General features: G+C 47.7%; 13 protein-coding genes. 3 read left to right on the forward strand and 10 right to left on the reverse strand.

Features of this window, described 5'->3' with window-relative positions; all coding sequences use genetic code 11:
- Positions 1 to 80 precede the first annotated feature (80 nt).
- From S7335_RS11345 to S7335_RS11360, 4 genes are all read right to left on the reverse strand, one after another.
- Complete coding sequence (locus tag S7335_RS11345) at positions 81 to 494, reverse strand: hypothetical protein (RefSeq protein ID WP_006457565.1); 414 nt, start codon at positions 492 to 494, stop codon at positions 81 to 83.
- Between the two features lie 325 nt (positions 495 to 819).
- Complete coding sequence (locus S7335_RS11350; protein WP_006454613.1) at positions 820 to 2,982, reverse strand: M10 family metallopeptidase C-terminal domain-containing protein; 2,163 nt, start codon at positions 2,980 to 2,982, stop codon at positions 820 to 822.
- An 894-nt stretch (positions 2,983 to 3,876) separates the two neighbouring features.
- Positions 3,877 to 4,578, reverse strand: coding sequence for a hypothetical protein (locus S7335_RS11355; RefSeq protein WP_038016130.1), 702 nt, complete (start codon positions 4,576 to 4,578; stop codon positions 3,877 to 3,879).
- Between the two features lie 236 nt (positions 4,579 to 4,814).
- The gene (locus S7335_RS11360; protein WP_006454264.1) at positions 4,815 to 5,981 is read right to left on the reverse strand and encodes an alanine--glyoxylate aminotransferase family protein; all 1,167 of its coding nucleotides are present in this window, start codon (positions 5,979 to 5,981) and stop codon (positions 4,815 to 4,817) included.
- A gap of 217 nt (positions 5,982 to 6,198) precedes the next feature.
- Here S7335_RS11360 and S7335_RS11365 point away from each other — a divergent pair, with 217 nt between their 5' ends.
- Both S7335_RS11365 and S7335_RS11370 read left to right on the forward strand, forming a co-directional pair.
- Complete coding sequence (locus S7335_RS11365) at positions 6,199 to 6,957, forward strand: C40 family peptidase (protein WP_006454345.1); 759 nt, start codon at positions 6,199 to 6,201, stop codon at positions 6,955 to 6,957.
- A 382-nt stretch (positions 6,958 to 7,339) separates the two neighbouring features.
- Positions 7,340 to 8,764, forward strand: coding sequence for a hypothetical protein (locus S7335_RS11370; RefSeq protein ID WP_038016132.1), 1,425 nt, complete (start codon positions 7,340 to 7,342; stop codon positions 8,762 to 8,764).
- 92 nt (positions 8,765 to 8,856) lie between these two features.
- Here S7335_RS11370 and hetR read toward each other — a convergent pair whose 3' ends face one another.
- From hetR to ftsH, 6 genes are all read right to left on the reverse strand, one after another.
- Entirely contained in the window at positions 8,857 to 9,780 is a 924-nt protein-coding gene (gene hetR / locus S7335_RS11375; protein ID WP_006456315.1) for a peptidase S48, read from the reverse strand.
- Positions 9,781 to 10,181: 401 nt separating this feature from the next.
- A complete protein-coding gene (locus S7335_RS11380) occupies positions 10,182 to 10,421 on the reverse strand; it encodes a hypothetical protein (RefSeq protein WP_006453670.1) in 240 nt (79 codons plus the stop codon).
- Positions 10,422 to 10,512: 91 nt separating this feature from the next.
- On the reverse strand, positions 10,513 to 12,414 hold the full coding sequence (locus tag S7335_RS11385; protein WP_006457662.1) for an FAD-dependent oxidoreductase: 1,902 nt from the start codon (positions 12,412 to 12,414) through the stop codon (positions 10,513 to 10,515).
- A gap of 32 nt (positions 12,415 to 12,446) precedes the next feature.
- Positions 12,447 to 13,169: a Mo-dependent nitrogenase C-terminal domain-containing protein gene (locus S7335_RS11390; protein WP_006454981.1), complete on the reverse strand. Its 723-nt coding sequence runs from the start codon at positions 13,167 to 13,169 to the stop codon at positions 12,447 to 12,449.
- A 95-nt stretch (positions 13,170 to 13,264) separates the two neighbouring features.
- Positions 13,265 to 13,969 (reverse strand): YdcF family protein, encoded by a 705-nt coding sequence (locus tag S7335_RS11395; protein WP_006455557.1) that lies wholly within the window; start codon positions 13,967 to 13,969, stop codon positions 13,265 to 13,267.
- Positions 13,970 to 14,287: 318 nt separating this feature from the next.
- Entirely contained in the window at positions 14,288 to 16,168 is a 1,881-nt protein-coding gene (ftsH, locus tag S7335_RS11400; RefSeq protein ID WP_006455029.1) for an ATP-dependent zinc metalloprotease FtsH, read from the reverse strand.
- Positions 16,169 to 16,544: 376 nt separating this feature from the next.
- On the opposite strand from ftsH, the gene S7335_RS11405 reads away from it, so the two are divergent.
- A complete protein-coding gene (locus tag S7335_RS11405; RefSeq protein WP_006455506.1) occupies positions 16,545 to 17,036 on the forward strand; it encodes a hypothetical protein in 492 nt (163 codons plus the stop codon).
- The last annotated feature ends 93 nt before the right edge of the window (positions 17,037 to 17,129 follow it).

Here is a 17,129-nt window from a genome sequence, read left to right on the forward strand (position 1 = left end):
CGGCTGCACTAGGCATAGAGTAGCCGAAATCTGACAATCTATGGAGTTTAGAGGAATTTGGACTCTAAAATATGAGAATGCTAAGGGAGTCGGCGACTAAGCTGACTGATCCCAGGAAGCCGAAGCGATTGATCTTTAGCGACACGAATCATCAAAGCGAGGCTGAGTAGAAAATAGCTGGAGCCGACAAAGCTACTCATCAGCAGTAGGCGAAGGTGGTTGGTTTGACTGGTCTGACTATGAGCGCCGATACCAAGACAGGCGATCGCGCCAACACAGCCTAGCCCAAGTATCACCGATAGCCGACTGACCGACTTAACCGATGCCGCTGCAAACGCTTTTTCGGTCGCTTTTTCGGTTGCCCCCTCTAGTTCTTCAACAGCTAAAGTTGATTTTCCGTAAAGCGACCAGAGTGAGAGCACTACACCAAAAATAGGTATTAAATGAAGGTACAGCCGTAGCTTTTGAAGCTGTGATCTTTGAGGAGGGAGCATAAGGCGCATTGAAAACAACGGCGATCCTTCTTCTCATGATGACATCGACATATCAAGGACTATCGTCATGACAGTGGATAGGCTTATGAAGCCCAAAACGCAGGAGAAGTGATAGAGCTACTAAGAAGTAAAGCCAAATGCTAAGCAATCTGCTGAATATATCCAGCAGATTGCTATAGCGAGTTGATTGTAGTGTGCTGCTAGCAATCGCAATTTGGCTAGGCTATAGTCGTCTTTTTTACTTTTTGATTACGTCCTTTCTTCCAAGTTTTTACCCGTTGCGCAACCCTACTGAGAATGCCGAAAGATCTTAATTGATGTAGTGTTAGAAGCCATCGCCATTAAGATCTTGACTAAAGGCTGATTCGAATTGAGCAATGCCCTGGCTGCCATAGCCTGTGGCACTGATGAACCTTCCTTGACCGTCTAAGTTCCAAACACCAAACCGACCATCGTTCCTTCTCCAAGCGACCTGATAGCCGCCACCGGTCCGCGCTTCAGCACCGATTGCTTGCCAGCCGTTAAATGCACCAATCTGGTTGCCTTGGAGAATAACATCCAAAGGGTTTAGATCGGCTGCTTGCAATTGGTAGGCGCCGTTGCTAGCAATTACTAGGGATAGATTGCCATTATCTTCGATGACCCTAGCAGCAGGCGCCAGCAAGTCATCCCCGTCAAAGTCTTGTCCAAAGGCTGATTCGAATCGAGTAATGCCCTGGCTGTCATAGCCTCTGGCGCTAATGAACCTTCCTCGACCGTCTAAGTTCCAAATACCAAACCGACCATTGTCCCTTCTCCAGGCGACCTGATAACCGCCACCGGTCTGGGCTTCTGCGCCGATGGCCTGCCAACCGTTAAATGCACCAATTTGTCCACCTTGAAGGATGACATCCAAAGGGTTTAGATCTGCTGCCTGCAATTGGTAGGCGCCTCTGTTAGTAACTACTAGGGATAGATTGCCAGCAGCTTCGATGGCGGTGGCAGCAGGTGCCAGCGATCCATCTCCGTTAAAGTTTTGCCCAAAGGCTGATTCGAGTTGAGTGATGCTCTGACTGTTGTAGGCTCTGGCGCTGACAAACCTTCCTCGACCGTCTAAGTTCCAAATGCTGTACTGACTACCGTTCCTTCTCCAGGCGAGCTGGTAGCCGCCACCGGTCAAGGCTTCTGCGCCGATTGCTTGCCAGCCGTTAAATGGACCAGTCCGTCTACCTTGGAAAGTGACATTCACAGGATTTCGGCCTGCTGTTTGCACTCGATAGGCGCCGTCGAGGAAGGTTCTGAGTAAGGATGAATCGCCGGCTGCTTCGATGACGGTAGGAAGAGTATTAATGGTGCGATCGCTAAATTGAATTCTTTCGATTCCAGAGAGAACATCCGTCCCATCACCATTGCCACTGATATTTTCAACAATGATTCTCCCGCTGTTTTGGCTAAGTTCATACTCAATAAATGCACCGGAGAAAACGGCAACATCTTCAGCGCCGGCTCCGCCAGTCAACGTATCGTCGCCAGACCCACCAATCAAACGGTCGTTGCCATTTTCGCCAAAGAGACGGTCCTCTCCACTGTCTCCGGTCAATGTATCGTTGCCCAAGCCACCGAACAGGTCATCATCGAACCTCGTACCTACTTTCTCGTTGCCGGCAATACTGCTGTCGAAGATAAAGTCGTTAGCGCTCAGCTGCTCTACGCTGAGACCTTCAATCTCAGTTGTAGAGACCCAACCTGTTAGCAGTGTCGTAATTACGGCATTGCCTTCCGCGTTGCTTGAGAGCAGAGGGAGTATAGTCTCGAACTCGCTGATTCCCAAAGTTCGCAGGTCTATCCCATCCTCACCTTTAACGAAGTCTGTAACGGTGTTGTTAGAGTTACCAGAAGTCTGTTCTATGACAAAGTCGTCAGCGCCGGCTCCGCCAGTCAACGTATCGTCGCCAGACCCACCAATCAAACGGTCGTTGCCATTTTCGCCAAAGAGACGGTCCTCTCCAGTGTCTCCGGTCAATGTATCGTTGCCCAAGCCACCGAACAGGTCATCATCGAACCTCGTACCTACTTTCTCGTCACCAGTAGTACTACTATCGAAGATAAAGTCGTTAGCGCTCAGCTGCTCTACGCTGAGACCTTCAATCTCAGTTGTAGAGACCCAACCTGTTAGCAGTGTCGTAATTACGGCATTGCCTTCCGCGTTGTTTGAGAGCAGAGGGAGTATAGTCTCGAACTCGCTGATTCCCAAAGTTCGCAGGTCTATCCCATCCTCACCTTTAACGAAGTCTGTAACGGTGTTGTTAGAGTTACCAGAAGTCTGTTCTATGACAAAGTCGTCAGCGCCGGCTCCGCCAGTCAACGTATCGTCGCCAGCACCGCCGCGTAGCTGGTCATTGCCACCAGCAGCCTCTATAGAGTCATTTCCCTCAAGGCCGTTGATAATATCATCTTCATTAGTGCCTTGAAGAATATCTGCGAAACGTGTGCCGTCGATTATAGCCATAACACTTTCCTTACTTGAGTTTCACGTTAAAGATTGAACAGATTGATAGTTACTCAATCGTTGATACAAGCAACGTTGAGTAGCAGAGCGAAAGATTTGCAGCCTGAGAAATTGCCTTAGGTGCCTTAGGCTAACCAACAGCGCTCAGTACTGTGTAGCTCTTGCCTGACACAACTCAGCATACGTAATGAATATGAGTGAAAGATATCGCACGCCAAATCTCTTTCATTCATGGTCATTCATAAGATCTTCTAAGATCTTCGGAGTCGCTTATAAAAGGGAAATCAATAGAATTATCTTTTTCTTAAAGATTCACAAACAGAAATCTGTACGCTGGATACTTTCATATCCCTATGTCATGAAAACATGGGATATTCACTTAGAAAGCGATTACAGATAGACAACATAAACAGAAAGCTAGCAAACCGAAAATGTTCAAACAACGTGTTTAGAAATTGTGCTTATGCCATTGATGCGACATGAACAAAAAAACTTAATGCATACCCAATCGGAATATTATCACCGCATCATTACGGAAATTCTGGTGTGTACATAAATCTACATACCCTAGATGGAAGAGAGAAAAACGAATATAGAATTCCTGTATTAACTTGCCTAGAACATTCTTGCGGGATCGCTGTTTGCCTTTAATACCAGCCTTTAGTCTTCTTTCAAAAGGTCTTTCATATGTCAGCAATAAAATTCTTATGCATCCAATTAGTGCAGATCTATCGTACTTATATATTTGTCTAAGATTGAAGGTTGAAGAAACTGACACTATGTCTCTTGACTTCGCCTCTAATCAGTTCACGCACGCAACTTCAGAAATAGGCGTGCCGTAGCTATAGCTATGCTTAACCGCCTTGGGGCTGCTTAAAATACGTATTCAAAAAATCAAAGTAGTGGCTGCGAAGACTCAATGGCAGCGGGAGAGCGATCGCGTCGTCCTATCTGTTCACAATACTTAGCTGCTGTCACAAAGAAAACTTCTGAAACTAGCTTGCAAGTTTCTTCGAGAATGAATATCCAGCTCAGCAAGCTATCGGACTGGGTAGCCGAAAGAAAAGTTAGAAGAATATCATCGCGGTTGGTAAGGGTATCTATGCCAATCATGCAAAACAACAACACAAAGCCACCCAACACATAAGGAAAAACAAAGCGGTATCTTTTTAGCTCTTGACGGTAGATGACTAGCAGCGCAATCGCAGCCACGCCATAGAGCCCAACAATGAGATCATCGATGCGATCGCTCAAACCCGTTTCTTGCAAGTTAAAAACGATGTGAATCAGCTTATCTATCCCTTCATGGATAGTGGCTAGTTCGTCGAGAGCTAAAAAAGCAAAGCCAGCGCTGATAATGCCCCAGATGGCAGCGGGCGATCGCCAAGGGCGGCGAAAGCCTACAGACCCAATCTTGAACACTCGACGGGCATAGAAAGCAACAACAAATAGTTGAATTCCTGAAAAGATATTAATGAAGCCACCATCTTTGAACTGCTGTTTAATCTGTTGAAACGGAAAACTGATAAGGATAACCAGTGAGATTACCAGCATATTAAGCGCAAGCACTCTGTAGAACAAAGATCTCGTAGCCATTTATTGATATGTGGTTTATAAAAGAGCCCGTCCTAGCAACTAACAAAGCATTAGCTAATACGGTGGTTTGTAGTAGCGTTTTGTACTGACTATAGATCACCTATATCCTGTATTCTATAATACCTCCCATATGCAAAGAATAGCCCTTGCAGACCGTCCATCTACAAGGGCTGTTGCTATGAAACCGAGCTGTTTAAGGCCGCCTGTACGTTGAGATACGCTACTTGAATCTCGGACTAAACTTTGGCCAACACCTGTTTCAGCGCTGATAAAAACGTATCTACGTTCTCTTTTTTAGCGTTGTAGCCCATCAGACCTACTCGCCAAACTTGACCGGCTAAGTCCCCTAACCCACCGCCTAGCTCTAGGTTGTGATCCTCAATAAGTTTGGCGGTGACGGCTTTGGCATTCACACCTTCGGGTACGCGTACGGTTGTCAGCGTCGGCAGTCGATACTCGCGCGCTACATGGCAGCTCAGTCCCATATCTTCTAGGCCATCCCACAGATACTCGGCAGTTTCCTGATGGCGTGACCACCGTGCGGCTAAGCCTTCTTCGGCCAAAAGGCGCAGGGCTTCGCGGATGGCATAGGTCATGTTGACAGGGGCAGTGTGGTGGTAGGTGCGGCCCTCACCCCAGTATTTGCTAAGTAAAGACATATCGAGATACCAGTTGGCGACTTTGCTCTGGCGTTGGTTGAGCTTATCTAGGGCGCGATCGCTCATCGTGAAGGGCGAACTTCCAGGTGGGCAGCTCAGTCCTTTTTGGCTACAGCTATAGGCAAGATCTACGCCCCACTTGTCGAGGAATATGGGCACACCGCCTAGGCTAGTGACCGTATCAAGCAGTAGCAGACAGTCAAACTCACGGCAAAGATCGCCTACACCTTCTATTGGCTGACATGCCCCTGTAGAAGTTTCAGCATGAACCAAGGCCAACACCCGAGGGCGATGTGTTTCCATCGCGCTACGTAATTCAGCTAGGGTAAAAACTTCTCCCCAAGGGCGACTAATCGTACTGATATTGGCACCATAGCGACCTGCCATATCTACCAGGCGGTGACCAAAGTAGCCATTGAGCCCAATCAAGATTTTGTCGCCAGGTTCGATAGCGTTAGCAATCGTGGCTTCCATCGCAGCTGAACCCGTTCCACTAACGGGTAAAGTCATGCGGTTGTCGGTTTGCCAGGCGTAGCGCAGCAGCGCTTGCACCTCGTCCATCAGGTCAAGGTAGGCAGGATCGAGATGGCCAATGGGCTGACGATCCATTGCTTTTAGAACGGCAGGATCGGCGTTAGAGGGGCCTGGGCCTAATAATAGGCGAGAGGGAATGTCCAGCTTACAAAGCGTACTGAGATGAGTGTTGTCAACAGCCGGTGTTTTGAGAGAGAGGGTGGTAGTCATTGAAGGAAGTGCCGTCTAGCAGCAGATGAGATAGCAATAGGTGGAATAGATAGGCCAAAAAATACAGATCTGTAACCTAGACTACCGTGTTGGTGACGCATCAGCGATATGTCAGCGTTCCTTTAACGGCGGTGCTGATGTCAAAAAATTGATTGCGGGAAAGCTTTGGGTAAGGTAGCTTAGCGTCATCGAATATCGGGGTTGGATCAAAAAGCCTATGGTTACGCTTGAAGCGTTGCAAGATGGCATTTATCGGGGTGCGGTTCAACAGTATGTATGTAGCCAAGCAGTCAATCTCTATCAATCACCGACTTGCCAGGGACTAGTCACCCAGGTGGATGTAGGTGATCATCTACGCATTCTCGAAGTATCGAAAGACCACCGAGTCTTCAGGGTGTGTAGCTGTAAGGATGACTATCCAGGATGGATAGCAGCTGAGCATTTGCATCATCTGACACCAGCTACTCAGCCTTACCGGGCGCCGGTGCTCAGTACGGATGAAATTCGCGGACAAGTTGGGAAGGCGATCGCCTTTGCAAAAGCAGCCATGGCCACACCCAACGAGTATTTGTGGGGTGGCACTACAGCCCCTAACTATGACTGCTCTGGCCTAGTGCAGTCCGCTTTTGCGTTTGCAGGCATTCAGCTTCCGCGCGATTCTTTTCAGCAAGAAGACTTTACCGAACGAGTGACCAGAGAAGAGCTACAGCCAGGAGACCTAGTATTTTTCGGCACGCCAGTGCGGACTACACATGTTGGGCTTTACCTAGGAGAGGGCCGCTACATCCACAGTTCTGGTAAGGACAAAGGCAGGAACGGCATTGGGATTGATTCGCTCATTGAGCTTAGCGATCCGGTCAGTCGGGGCTATTACGATCTGCTGCGCTGCTATGGCAGAGTAACGAGGAGCTATCAGCCAAGTGGAAGACGCGAACGAGAGCGCATTAAAAAGAGCATTAAGATGAAGCACAACTGATGCGGGGCGAGGTGAAGTAGCTCTTAAATAAGGCATAGCCGCTCTACCCTATGGGATAAGGCAAAGCTCTACGATTTTTTATGCTACTAGTTTAAGAAACTATAATCGCTCCTACAATTTCTCTGCCTTTAGCCTGCATTTCTGGTAAAACTACAGCCATGCTAAGTAATACCAGCCAAGCAATACTAGCTACTTCGCTATCTGTTGAAATCTGTGACTTGAATCTACGTGACAGTCTTTTCGGAATTTTTATGAAATTTCCCTTAGAATTACTGTCAAACCAGCATACTTAGTCGCCCGATTTCATCCCTAGAAAACCAGGAAATAACGAAGGAATATAGATACAGGAGATTTCCCCTGGCCGATAACAATAGGTTCTATAGTGCCCGACTCAAAAGTAGAAGTGTCTCAGGTAGATAATGTAATGACAAACGATGCTCAAGCCGTTGACTTGTCAACTTCGGAGAATAACTCACACTTTGAATCGCTAAGTTCAAAGCGTGAACAGGAGCTGCTGACGCTGATTCACAATCTAAATGAATGCAACGATGTGCTGTTATCGAAAGCCTCTAAATTAGAAACAGCGCTAAAGGCGTCACAGCAGTCTGTTCACTCTATGGTAGAAGGTGAAACCGTATCTCAAGAAAAGTTGGCAGAACAGCTATCAGATCAGCCGGTCGACGCTGAGCAAACTGAGCCAACCGGGCCCGCCCCGACTATGCAACAGCAAGTAGCTAGGCTAGCTAGGCAGCTAGCAACTGAAAGGGAAACTCTACAGCGTCAGCAGCTAATTCAAGAAACGATTCAAGCCGAACTTGATGACGCACACGCAAGAATCCACCAGCTAGAGCGTGAATGTGCTTTGGTGACGCAGCAGCATGCAGATGAAGCTCAAGCTAGAATTAAATCCGATACCATCAACCGGGATCTGCGATCGCGCCTCCAACGTCAGCAGCGCTACACCCTTCAGTTCAAAGCGGCTCTCGAAAAGTCATTGAGCGTCAAAGCTTCTCCTACTGTGACTGCCTCAACGGCCTCACCCCCCTGGTTCGACGAACCAAATGAAAGTTCGTCAGTTTCCATGCCAAGAGCAGAGCGTATAGTCCCTTGGACTGCGGTTGGCAGGGCCTCGTTTACCGATATTGATCCCCATTTAGAAAGTCTTATTCGAGGCCAAAAGGGTGAGAGCCCTATAGATTCTAATGCTTTAGAAGCTAGCTGTTCAGAGATTAGTAGCCTAAACACTTGCTTAGAGACAGAACTAGAACGGTCCTCTTCAGCAACGATCACCAAAGATATTAAAGACTCAGTCGCTGATGCGAAAGCAGATCAAACGTCGTGGCAAGGCATTGAGCGGGTGATGGAAGTCTCAGCCAATAGTATTGATGATGAGCCTACTATTGAAGCCCATAACATACCGGCTATTAAGGCAGAAGCTATCAGAAACGCAGAAAGTGTACAAAGTGTAGATGCCGAACCGCCTTTAGACTGGCAGACTGAGGCCCTACCTATCGACCCCACCGTATCGCCGGCTAAAGTACAAAGTACGCTTGCCAATGATAATTTGTCTGCGTCTGAGCTTGATAGCGAGCAAGCTCAAACTAACCAAGAAGTCCAACAGGATCAGTCCAAACACACTCACACAAGGATACAAAGTACAGACGATGTCTGCCTGATAGATCGTGAAAGCACCACTATCTCACCCTTACTGAATCCTCTTCGCCCTCAACGCAAGATTGACTCTCTAGCAGCCGTACAGCTACCTACCTTCGAGAAGACAGAAGATCACCCGCTCCAAGATCACTAGCTCCAACCATTGAGCTATCATCCACGCATAAGATCTCATCCGGGCATAAGATCTATTGTCCCCATACCTCCACTTCCATAACCCCACCCGGCTTACTGGGGCGAATCGCTATTACCCATTGCCATCTGAACAACCGTAGGTTGCCCCGAATCGTCGTGATACCTGTTTGCCCACTGACTAATCATGCTATCTAGCTCATTAAAAGCAGCTTCACGATCGGACAAAGGAATATTGAGCTCTTCTAGGATTCGTCGAGTGCCAGATCGAGAATCAGCCCATTCTCTCATCAGGCGAAAGTAGCGAGCGGTATCTTCCATCATGGTATAGGTACGCTCTTCTTCACTAGCGGGAGAATAGGATGTCCGTGTAAGTGCATAGAAGGGCATTCCACCGGTCGGGGAATCAATTCTAGCAACGGTCCCTGCATAGATCAGTCTACGCCTGATATGTTCAGCCAGGGCATCGCTAAGTGCCATTCTACGTGCTTCAGGAAGATGCTCTTGCGATCTAGCGTGTAAGAATTCAACGAGTTCCATAAACTGAAAGCCGTTGAGCAATTTGGCATTGGGAATAGTATCGAGCAGGTTAGCGGCTTCTAACTTCGCTTCTATCTGACGCTTTTCATCTAGAGTAAAACTGTTGCTTGGAACGCGATACTCCCCTGGCTTCCAAGGATACTGTTGTAGCCATACGTGAGGCAATTGGATGAGATATCTGGGCTCTTGAGAGCCTAACATTTTTAAGAGTTTGCCTTCGGTGAGCGCAGCGGTCATTTCCTCAACAATCACCTTGACCCTTTTAGGTTCAATATGATGAAGGTGACCAGTCATACGTAGATTGTTGCCCTGCTCAAGATAGGTCGTGTAAATGGCACATTTGGCTGCAGTGGCAGCGGCATCTAGAAATGCACCATGCCGATGTCCGCCTGTACACATCGCACTAAAGGCCAAGTGCATCATGATCTCGTCAATGGCACTGGGTTCTAGCTGCTTTACAAGATTAGTATTATTGGTCATTGAGAACTCAATCAGGCGTAGACGCCTAATCTACTAAAATTCACGGAAGAAAATTCACAGAAGATTAGAGGGATAAACCCTCTGGCACAAGGTCTGTTTCTAGTTCTACAGGGGTTGCCTGGTGTATTCTAAAGACTCTCAAGATGGCCGAGTATCTTTTATGCAGTCAGTATGCGGTCACATCTTACAACGTATCTACCGTTTGCTATTTGATAAGCGCATTACACATATGCGAACTATTCACTACCTTAGCTGAAAATAAGCCTTTTGCTGTGTATCTCCATACAGTGCCTGTCCGGATAAGTGCATTCTTTGGAGTAAGTGCATTCTTTGGAACTGTATAGATAAACGCGTTCCCTGAATTATGCTCATTTGTATAGGCTAAGTGTAGTCCACTCAAACTAAATGCGAATAGGGACAATTCGGCCGCTGCCTCGATGAGTAATTGTAAACCCTATGCCGCTTTCTTCTGGCGAACCTGCCGTTGGTTGATTGTGATCGCGCCTGGGACTTTCTAGCGTATTCAATGCTCCGGTTGGAATTCCAGCTGCTGATAGGATGGAGAACGCGTAACACAGCAGCGCCCCGGTTAGGTAAGCGATAGCAAACCTGCTAGATGAGTAGTAATAGGTATTTAGCATAATACTCAGGAGATTCTAATCCAAGACTATACCCACTACTACATCAAATTTGTGCGAAGTCAGGGTTCTAAATATGAAGAGTTGAACTAGTCTATTGCTGAAATAGCTGCTCACAAAGCAACCATTTCCCAGCAGCGTTCCATGTGCCCTGGATCTCTACGGATTGATTGTCTGAAATCCTTCGAAAACCCTCTTCAATATCTGGTTTAACCGTTACCAGTGTCAATGTATGAGGCAAGTCAGTAGCCGCGCTTTGATGCAGTTCGTAGCAATCATTTTCACGTTTCTTAAATTTTCCAGCAACCACTTTTGTTTGATTAGACAGGGTCTGATTAGACAAGGTTTGATTAGACAGGGACTGATTCTGTACTTTTACTGAGATAGTAGTTTCTTTGAAGGAATGATTTCCGCTTCTAGGATAGATATCCGGTCTAGCAAGATAGTACTTTTGTAGAGATCGCCACTGTGAATTGGACTGCAACAGATTGAATAGAGGAATAACAGCAGCCGGAATAGTAGGCTCGTCGATCAAAGCTATTTGCAGCGATCGCACCTCAAGTGTCCTTGGACTACATTTATTTTCAACACACATCGCTGCTGCCATGCCTGCTGCCTGGCCAATGCCTAAGACGACTGGCTGTAATCGGGTGGCACCATTCGCAATGTGTGAAACCGAAATATTCTTTTCACAGACCAGCAGTCCGTCCGTTGTTTGTGGAACGAGCGCCCCATAGGGAATGGCAAAAGGAGTTCCGGTCCAGCGTCCTCCCCAATGAATGGCTTTAGGCGCTAAGGGCATTTCAAAGCCGGGATAGTGGTGATCGTTTGGATAGTTGCCAATAGCAATAGAGCAAACTTCACCTTGCTGATTTCTTGGCAGCGCTGCTGCTTGAGTATGAGGCAAAGGTAAGATATTGCGCTCACTTACGGTTGCTATTCCCTTGAGTCGGCGACTTTCTCGGTAGTAAGGCATCAGAGCAAAACCGCCGCCAGGAGACGCTTTGGTAGGTGGGAAAAGATTGGTAGCAAGTCCGTAGCGACCGCCTAGCTGACGTTGGATGTAGTAAGCAAAAGCCTGAGTATGGCGCAGAGCTTCTTGTCCATACTGTTCTCTAGCTGTCTCAGATTCGACTAGTCGATGTAGCCCTACGCCGTAATCGTTGCCTTGATGCGGCCAATTAATCATAAATAGATTGTCTGGCAATCGCCCGTAGTCCAGGCATACCTGCCCTGCAGACACTTGATCGTCGCCATAGTTTGACCAGGCGCCTGCAAATAGATTTGATAGGTCACTCTCTTGTAGTAGACTTCCTTCTGTTTGAATGGTGGCGGGCCGCTCGATCTTTGGAGCGTTGGCATTCCCGTAATCTTGCATAATCGCAACCCAGGTTGGCGACTGTACGGGATAGCGCTGCGTGATCTCATAGAGCGGATCGCTTGGATCGTTCAAAGAAACCGGCGCACTTGGTTCGTCCCAAATACTGCGAGTTTCCCATCCCCATCGGTAGGGCACCTCACCGAGCGCTAGCACATCGCCTAGCTCCGTGCCGTCGAGTGTGATGGTTGCATTTACGGCGATTTGATCGAATCTGACACCGGTAATGTGATCGCCCTCTCGCAAAACCTCTCTAGCTCGTTGCCCAGAGATCCACTTTAAATTAGGCAAAGCCGCCACCCAATCGGCAAAGATCTGCGCGGCTATGGCCGGATGATAGGTAAAAAAACTGACCCAGCCGTTATCTAATCCATCAGGATGCCGTCGACGCAACTCCTGCAAGAACGCTCCCCAAATCCCAGTTTGAAAGGCTTCTAGCTCGTTGCCATCTGGGGCACAAACTCCTGCTGAGCTGAGCATGCCGCCTAGCCAGGGTAGCTCCGAAACAAGCACAATGCTCTGGCCACTCTGTTGACCGCGTCTAGCTGCTTGGATTGCTGCGGCTGTGCCACCTGTGCCGCCACCGACAACCAGAACATCTGCGCTAATCGTATCCATTTTTACGTACTGAAAGCCTACAGATTGAAAGCTTACAGATAAGGTGTCACATCTTCACCGACTTCATCGGCTAAGTAGGTCAGCGCTCTGAATCTTAAACCCACTAGCTGCTCGTAAAGCGGGTTGATTTTACACATGGGCGGAATGTGGATGACTTTATCGCCAAAGAGCTTGACGTTTCGCTCGAAGGGACACTGAGAGGGTACAAGCTTACAAACAAACTTCGCCAAGCGAGGATCGTCTACATTCAGCTCATCTAGCCACTCGCGAACGGGATTGAGAGGATTTGTGCTAGTAATCTCTTTGAGGGCACTGGCAGCTTTACTCGTGATCTTCCCTTTTGACTCATCGGTCGTTGGCTGATCAGCAGTCGTAGCACTCAGCTTTTCCAAGCTGGACTGCAATGAGGTAAGGATGTCGGTATCTAAATCGAGGGCCTTGGCAAACGCGACAATCTGGTCGTTCTCTGCTTCGGAGTAAACCCCATCAGAAAGAGAGACCATCACGGCCATCCGTAAAAAGTTCTGGGCAGCAGCACTATCTAAATCAAGTGCTTCGGCAAGTGCCTTAGGTTCAATTGGCTCTAGGCTCTCAAAGTTGACATCAGGTGCAAATTCAGAGGTCACCATCGTATGAATGACACTCTTTTCTTCTTCGTCAAAATGACCATCGGCCCAGGCAATGGTAAGTAGTCCGCGCAGCCATACCTGAATTTGAGACTGCGTATAAGGCGAGTTTTGAATGGCTGAGGTCATGGGTTTCTCTTAGGTGATATGAAGAGGTGATATGAAGCAACCTACGGTTCAAATTATCCAGATTTAAGGTATCTAATCTAGTCGATTAATTCAATTTATCTTTCAGCAGATTCTCGCCATTGCGATCCAGTTTTACCCGTAACTACCCAAAGCAGCGAGCGGGCTCCGTCTCGAACGTCTCGAACGATAGTTTCTGGGCGGTGGGGCGATCGCTCAGTAGGAATTTCGACGGGCTTAAAGGCGATGCCTCGACTACCCAAGACAATCTGCGCGATAATACTAGCCCTACGCATATGATAGTCAGAGGTAATGAGATAGACTTCGCGGATGTTTTGAGCGTCTAGCTCGTCTACAAGGGTGGTGAAATTGGTAACGGTATCAACGGCCTCGTAGTCTAGAGACCATTGCTCCGAAGGAATTTGGGCTTCGTCAAAAATCCATTGAGCATATTCGGGATTGCTGCCAGATGAAATCCAGATCTCTACGGTAGGGTGAGTTTTGGCAAACTGAGCAGCGAAGCGTTCGCGTTCTGGAGCCCCTCCTAGTACAAGGGCGACAGGCGGTGTGAGAAACTGCTGCTGGTAGCGAGTGTAGGCTGAGGTCAAAGCGATCACACCTGCGCTGATCACACTTATCCATATCAATACCGACAGCCGATCTAGAAACCTGCCAGCTCTTTGGTTATCAGTACTTTGAGCAACGGACCGCTCACTAGATTGACTACCTATCAGATTGGTAAGCTGAGCTTTCCGTTTACCTCTTTCTAGAAGCGCTCGTGTAATTGCTTTTTTGGTATACATAAACTCTATAGAGCAAGGGTAGAAAGAGCAGACGTAGAGCAATTTAGGTGGGAGAGCAACTCAGGTGTGCGAAGAGTGCAACCTTCACTCTTTGCCTATATTCTTCCTTGTGGAGAAGGCTTTCAAACACGGCTACATCTTACGCCAGCTAAACTACAATTACGGAGAAAGCGACAGGAATTCGTTAGAATTACCTGTCGCTATTACCATCTGTAGAGTGTTAGTACTTAATCATAGGATTAGCAATCCATGGAAGAAAGACTATCGAAGCAAGATCATCACTATTAGCGTCATCTTGTCTTTGCTGCCAGTCTAGTACTAAACCTCTACCATATGCTGTGAGAAGGAGTTTGAGGTGTCTTCGCCTGCTTTTACGCCTGCTAGCATCTCTCGCAGACTCTCACCTTCGATCACTTCTTCTTTGAGCAACTGTTGAGAAATTGTCTCTAATAACTCTCGGTTGTCTTTCAAAATTCTCAAAGATCGCTGGTGAGCCGCTTCAACAATGCTCTTAACTTCTTCGTCGATGGCCTTGGCAGTTTCATCGCTAACCAATCGGCGAGCATTAGGGGCCATCCCATTATCTAAGAAGCTATTTTGCTTGCTGCGATCATAGGCCAGCGGACCGAGCACCTGACTCATGCCGTAACTGGTGACCATCTGCTCAGCAACATCCGTCGCCCGTTGCAGGTCGTTAGCCGCGCCAGTCGTAATCGCTCCGAAGACGACTTCTTCAGCAGAGCGCCCACCTAGCATAGTCGCAATTTGACCTTTTAACTCGGCCTCATCTCGCAAGAAACGGTCTTCAGTCGGTAGCTGCAATGTGTAGCCAAGTGCGGCCATCCCTCTAGGAACAATGGAAATCTTTTCGACCTGATCTGATCCAGGCATAGCCGCGCCCACTAGAGCATGACCAACTTCGTGGTAGGCAACGATTTCTTTTTCCTTATCGTTTAGCACACGGCTACGCTTCTCAAGTCCAGCAACGACACGCTCAATAGCTTCGGCAAAGTCTGCTTGGACAACGGCCTCGCGATGGTTGCGAGCAGCTAACAATGCGGCTTCGTTGACTAAGTTGGCGAGATCAGCCCCCGCGAATCCTGGCGTACGAGTGGCGATCGCAGCCAAATCCACTTCTTCTGAAAGTTTCACTTCTTTGGCATGGATATCCAAAATTGCCTGACGCCCTTTCAAATCCGGCCGATCAACTAACACCTGCCGATCAAACCGACCTGGTCTGAGCAAAGCTGGGTCAAGCGTTTCCGGTCGGTTTGTTGCTGCTAATACGATGATCGTAGACTCATCAGCGCCAAAGCCATCCATCTCGGCTAAGAGCTGATTGAGCGTTTGCTCACGCTCGTCATTGCCGCCATAGAAACCACCTGAAGCACGAGACTTACCAATCGCGTCAAGCTCGTCAATAAAGACAATACAAGGCGCTTGCTTTTTGGCCTGTTCAAACAGATCTCGAACTCGAGAAGAACCCACGCCGACAAACATCTCAATAAACTCAGAACCAGAAATGCTAAAGAAGGGAACGCCTGCTTCACCAGCAACAGCCTTCGCTAGCAGCGTCTTACCGGTTCCTGGCGGACCGACTAGCAATACGCCTTTGGGAATGCGCGCACCTAGATCGGTAAAGCGCTTAGAGTTTTTCAAAAAATCTACAATTTCGACCAGCTCAGTTTTAGCTTCATCTACGCCTGCTACATCAGTAAAAGTAGTTTTGGTGTCTTCATCTTCGACGTAGATTTTAGCCTTGCTTTTGCCGATGGAAAAAACACCCCCCTGGCCACCTTGGCTACGTCTGAGGAAAATACTCCAGATACCCACAAAAATCAAAGGTGGAATGACCCAGCTCAATAAATTGCTGAACCACTGATTACTATTTGGCGGCGTTGCTGAGAACTCTACACCGTTCTCTTGTAATAGCGTTGGCAAGTTTAGGTCAAAGACAGGGTTGGTAGTATATACCGTTCCGCCTTCTTCTAGCTGGTAGCTAATTACCTTGTCTCCGACCGAAGCGCTAGAGACCTGATGACTGGTGACTTGATCGATGAAAGTGCTGTAGGACACCTTTTCGGCTGTTTGACCGAGGGATGGCGGCAAGAAGGTGCTGATTAGTAAAACGCCACTGAGGATCAAGAACGCCCAGTTGGTCGCTTTCCTCTGAGGTGATCGCTTATCCTTTATTGGCATAGCATTGCTCTCTTATCTCACTTAGATACGTAGATATGTCTAAATACGTCTTTCTTAATGCAAATATCGTAACAAGGTCGTTGGTACGGATCGCTCTATCCGATGGAGTGATTGCCGTAAAAGCCTGAAGTCTTCAATCTATCTGTGCTATTAACTCAACCGGCAGACACAGGCCACAAAATAAAAAGCATAAAACTTTCGTCTATTTGTTCAACGCCTCTTGAGATCTTCCTGAGATCTTCCTGTTTAGGTAAGACATCCGAGAAGATCACATGCCATGCTCTATGCAAACTAGGATAGCTATCAATATCCGCTAGATAGATAGGTATTCTTACAGATCAGCTGCTAAACATCAGCTTTGCTTGAGGAGAGTTTCGTGAAACGCATTTATAGTACTTTGGGTAATATCTTTGTCGCAAGTTTGGCTGTGGGTACATTTGCCAGTATATTAATCCCTGCTTCTGCCCAGTTTGGAGTCAACAGCTCGCTTTTACAACCTATTGCTCCGGCGCAGGCAGATATGCAAAAAAGCTTGCCAATTGCGCATTTGATTGGTATCGCTCAGTTTGTCAAAAACCCTACGGATTACAGACTCGCGTATGGGAAGCAGGTCGCTCAGGTGACAAGCACGTCTTTAGAAGGGGATCGTATGACAATCTCCTTCAAGTACTTAGAGGTCAGCTTGTGGTCATCGGCTGTCAAAACAGGAGAGCTCGTTGGTAAGCTGGATAGCGAAGGCACTTTCAAAGGCGTTTTTCAGATGCAACAAGATTTAGATCCACGCCAAACAACTGCTGCCTTCGCGTTTCGCGCTGATGGAACAGCCCATGCCATTGATGATAGTAAGACAACTCGTATCCTTTTATAGGAAGAACATCGCTTGCAATAGTGTTCTAAGCAGTGTTCACAAGCGGCTCTAAGAAAGCGATATAAGCCCTTGTTTTCCCAGGGGATTCTTTTG

Origin of the sequence: Synechococcus sp. PCC 7335, assembly GCF_000155595.1 — a bacterium.
Lineage (GTDB): Bacteria > Cyanobacteriota > Cyanobacteriia > Phormidesmidales > Phormidesmidaceae > Phormidesmis.

Coding starts and splice junctions, on each gene's coding strand:
- S7335_RS11345 (WP_006457565.1), bottom strand. CDS start 494: ATGCTCCCTCCTCAAAGATCACAGCTTCAAAAGCTACGGCTGTACCTT.
- S7335_RS11350 (WP_006454613.1), bottom strand. CDS start 2,982: ATGGCTATAATCGACGGCACACGTTTCGCAGATATTCTTCAAGGCACT.
- S7335_RS11355 (WP_038016130.1), bottom strand. CDS start 4,578: ATGGCTACGAGATCTTTGTTCTACAGAGTGCTTGCGCTTAATATGCTG.
- S7335_RS11360 (WP_006454264.1), bottom strand. CDS start 5,981: ATGACTACCACCCTCTCTCTCAAAACACCGGCTGTTGACAACACTCAT.
- S7335_RS11365 (WP_006454345.1), top strand. CDS start 6,199: ATGGTTACGCTTGAAGCGTTGCAAGATGGCATTTATCGGGGTGCGGTT.
- hetR (WP_006456315.1), bottom strand. CDS start 9,780: ATGACCAATAATACTAATCTTGTAAAGCAGCTAGAACCCAGTGCCATT.
- S7335_RS11380 (WP_006453670.1), bottom strand. CDS start 10,421: ATGCTAAATACCTATTACTACTCATCTAGCAGGTTTGCTATCGCTTAC.
- S7335_RS11385 (WP_006457662.1), bottom strand. CDS start 12,414: ATGGATACGATTAGCGCAGATGTTCTGGTTGTCGGTGGCGGCACAGGT.
- S7335_RS11390 (WP_006454981.1), bottom strand. CDS start 13,169: ATGACCTCAGCCATTCAAAACTCGCCTTATACGCAGTCTCAAATTCAG.
- S7335_RS11395 (WP_006455557.1), bottom strand. CDS start 13,969: ATGTATACCAAAAAAGCAATTACACGAGCGCTTCTAGAAAGAGGTAAA.
- ftsH (WP_006455029.1), bottom strand. CDS start 16,168: ATGCCAATAAAGGATAAGCGATCACCTCAGAGGAAAGCGACCAACTGG.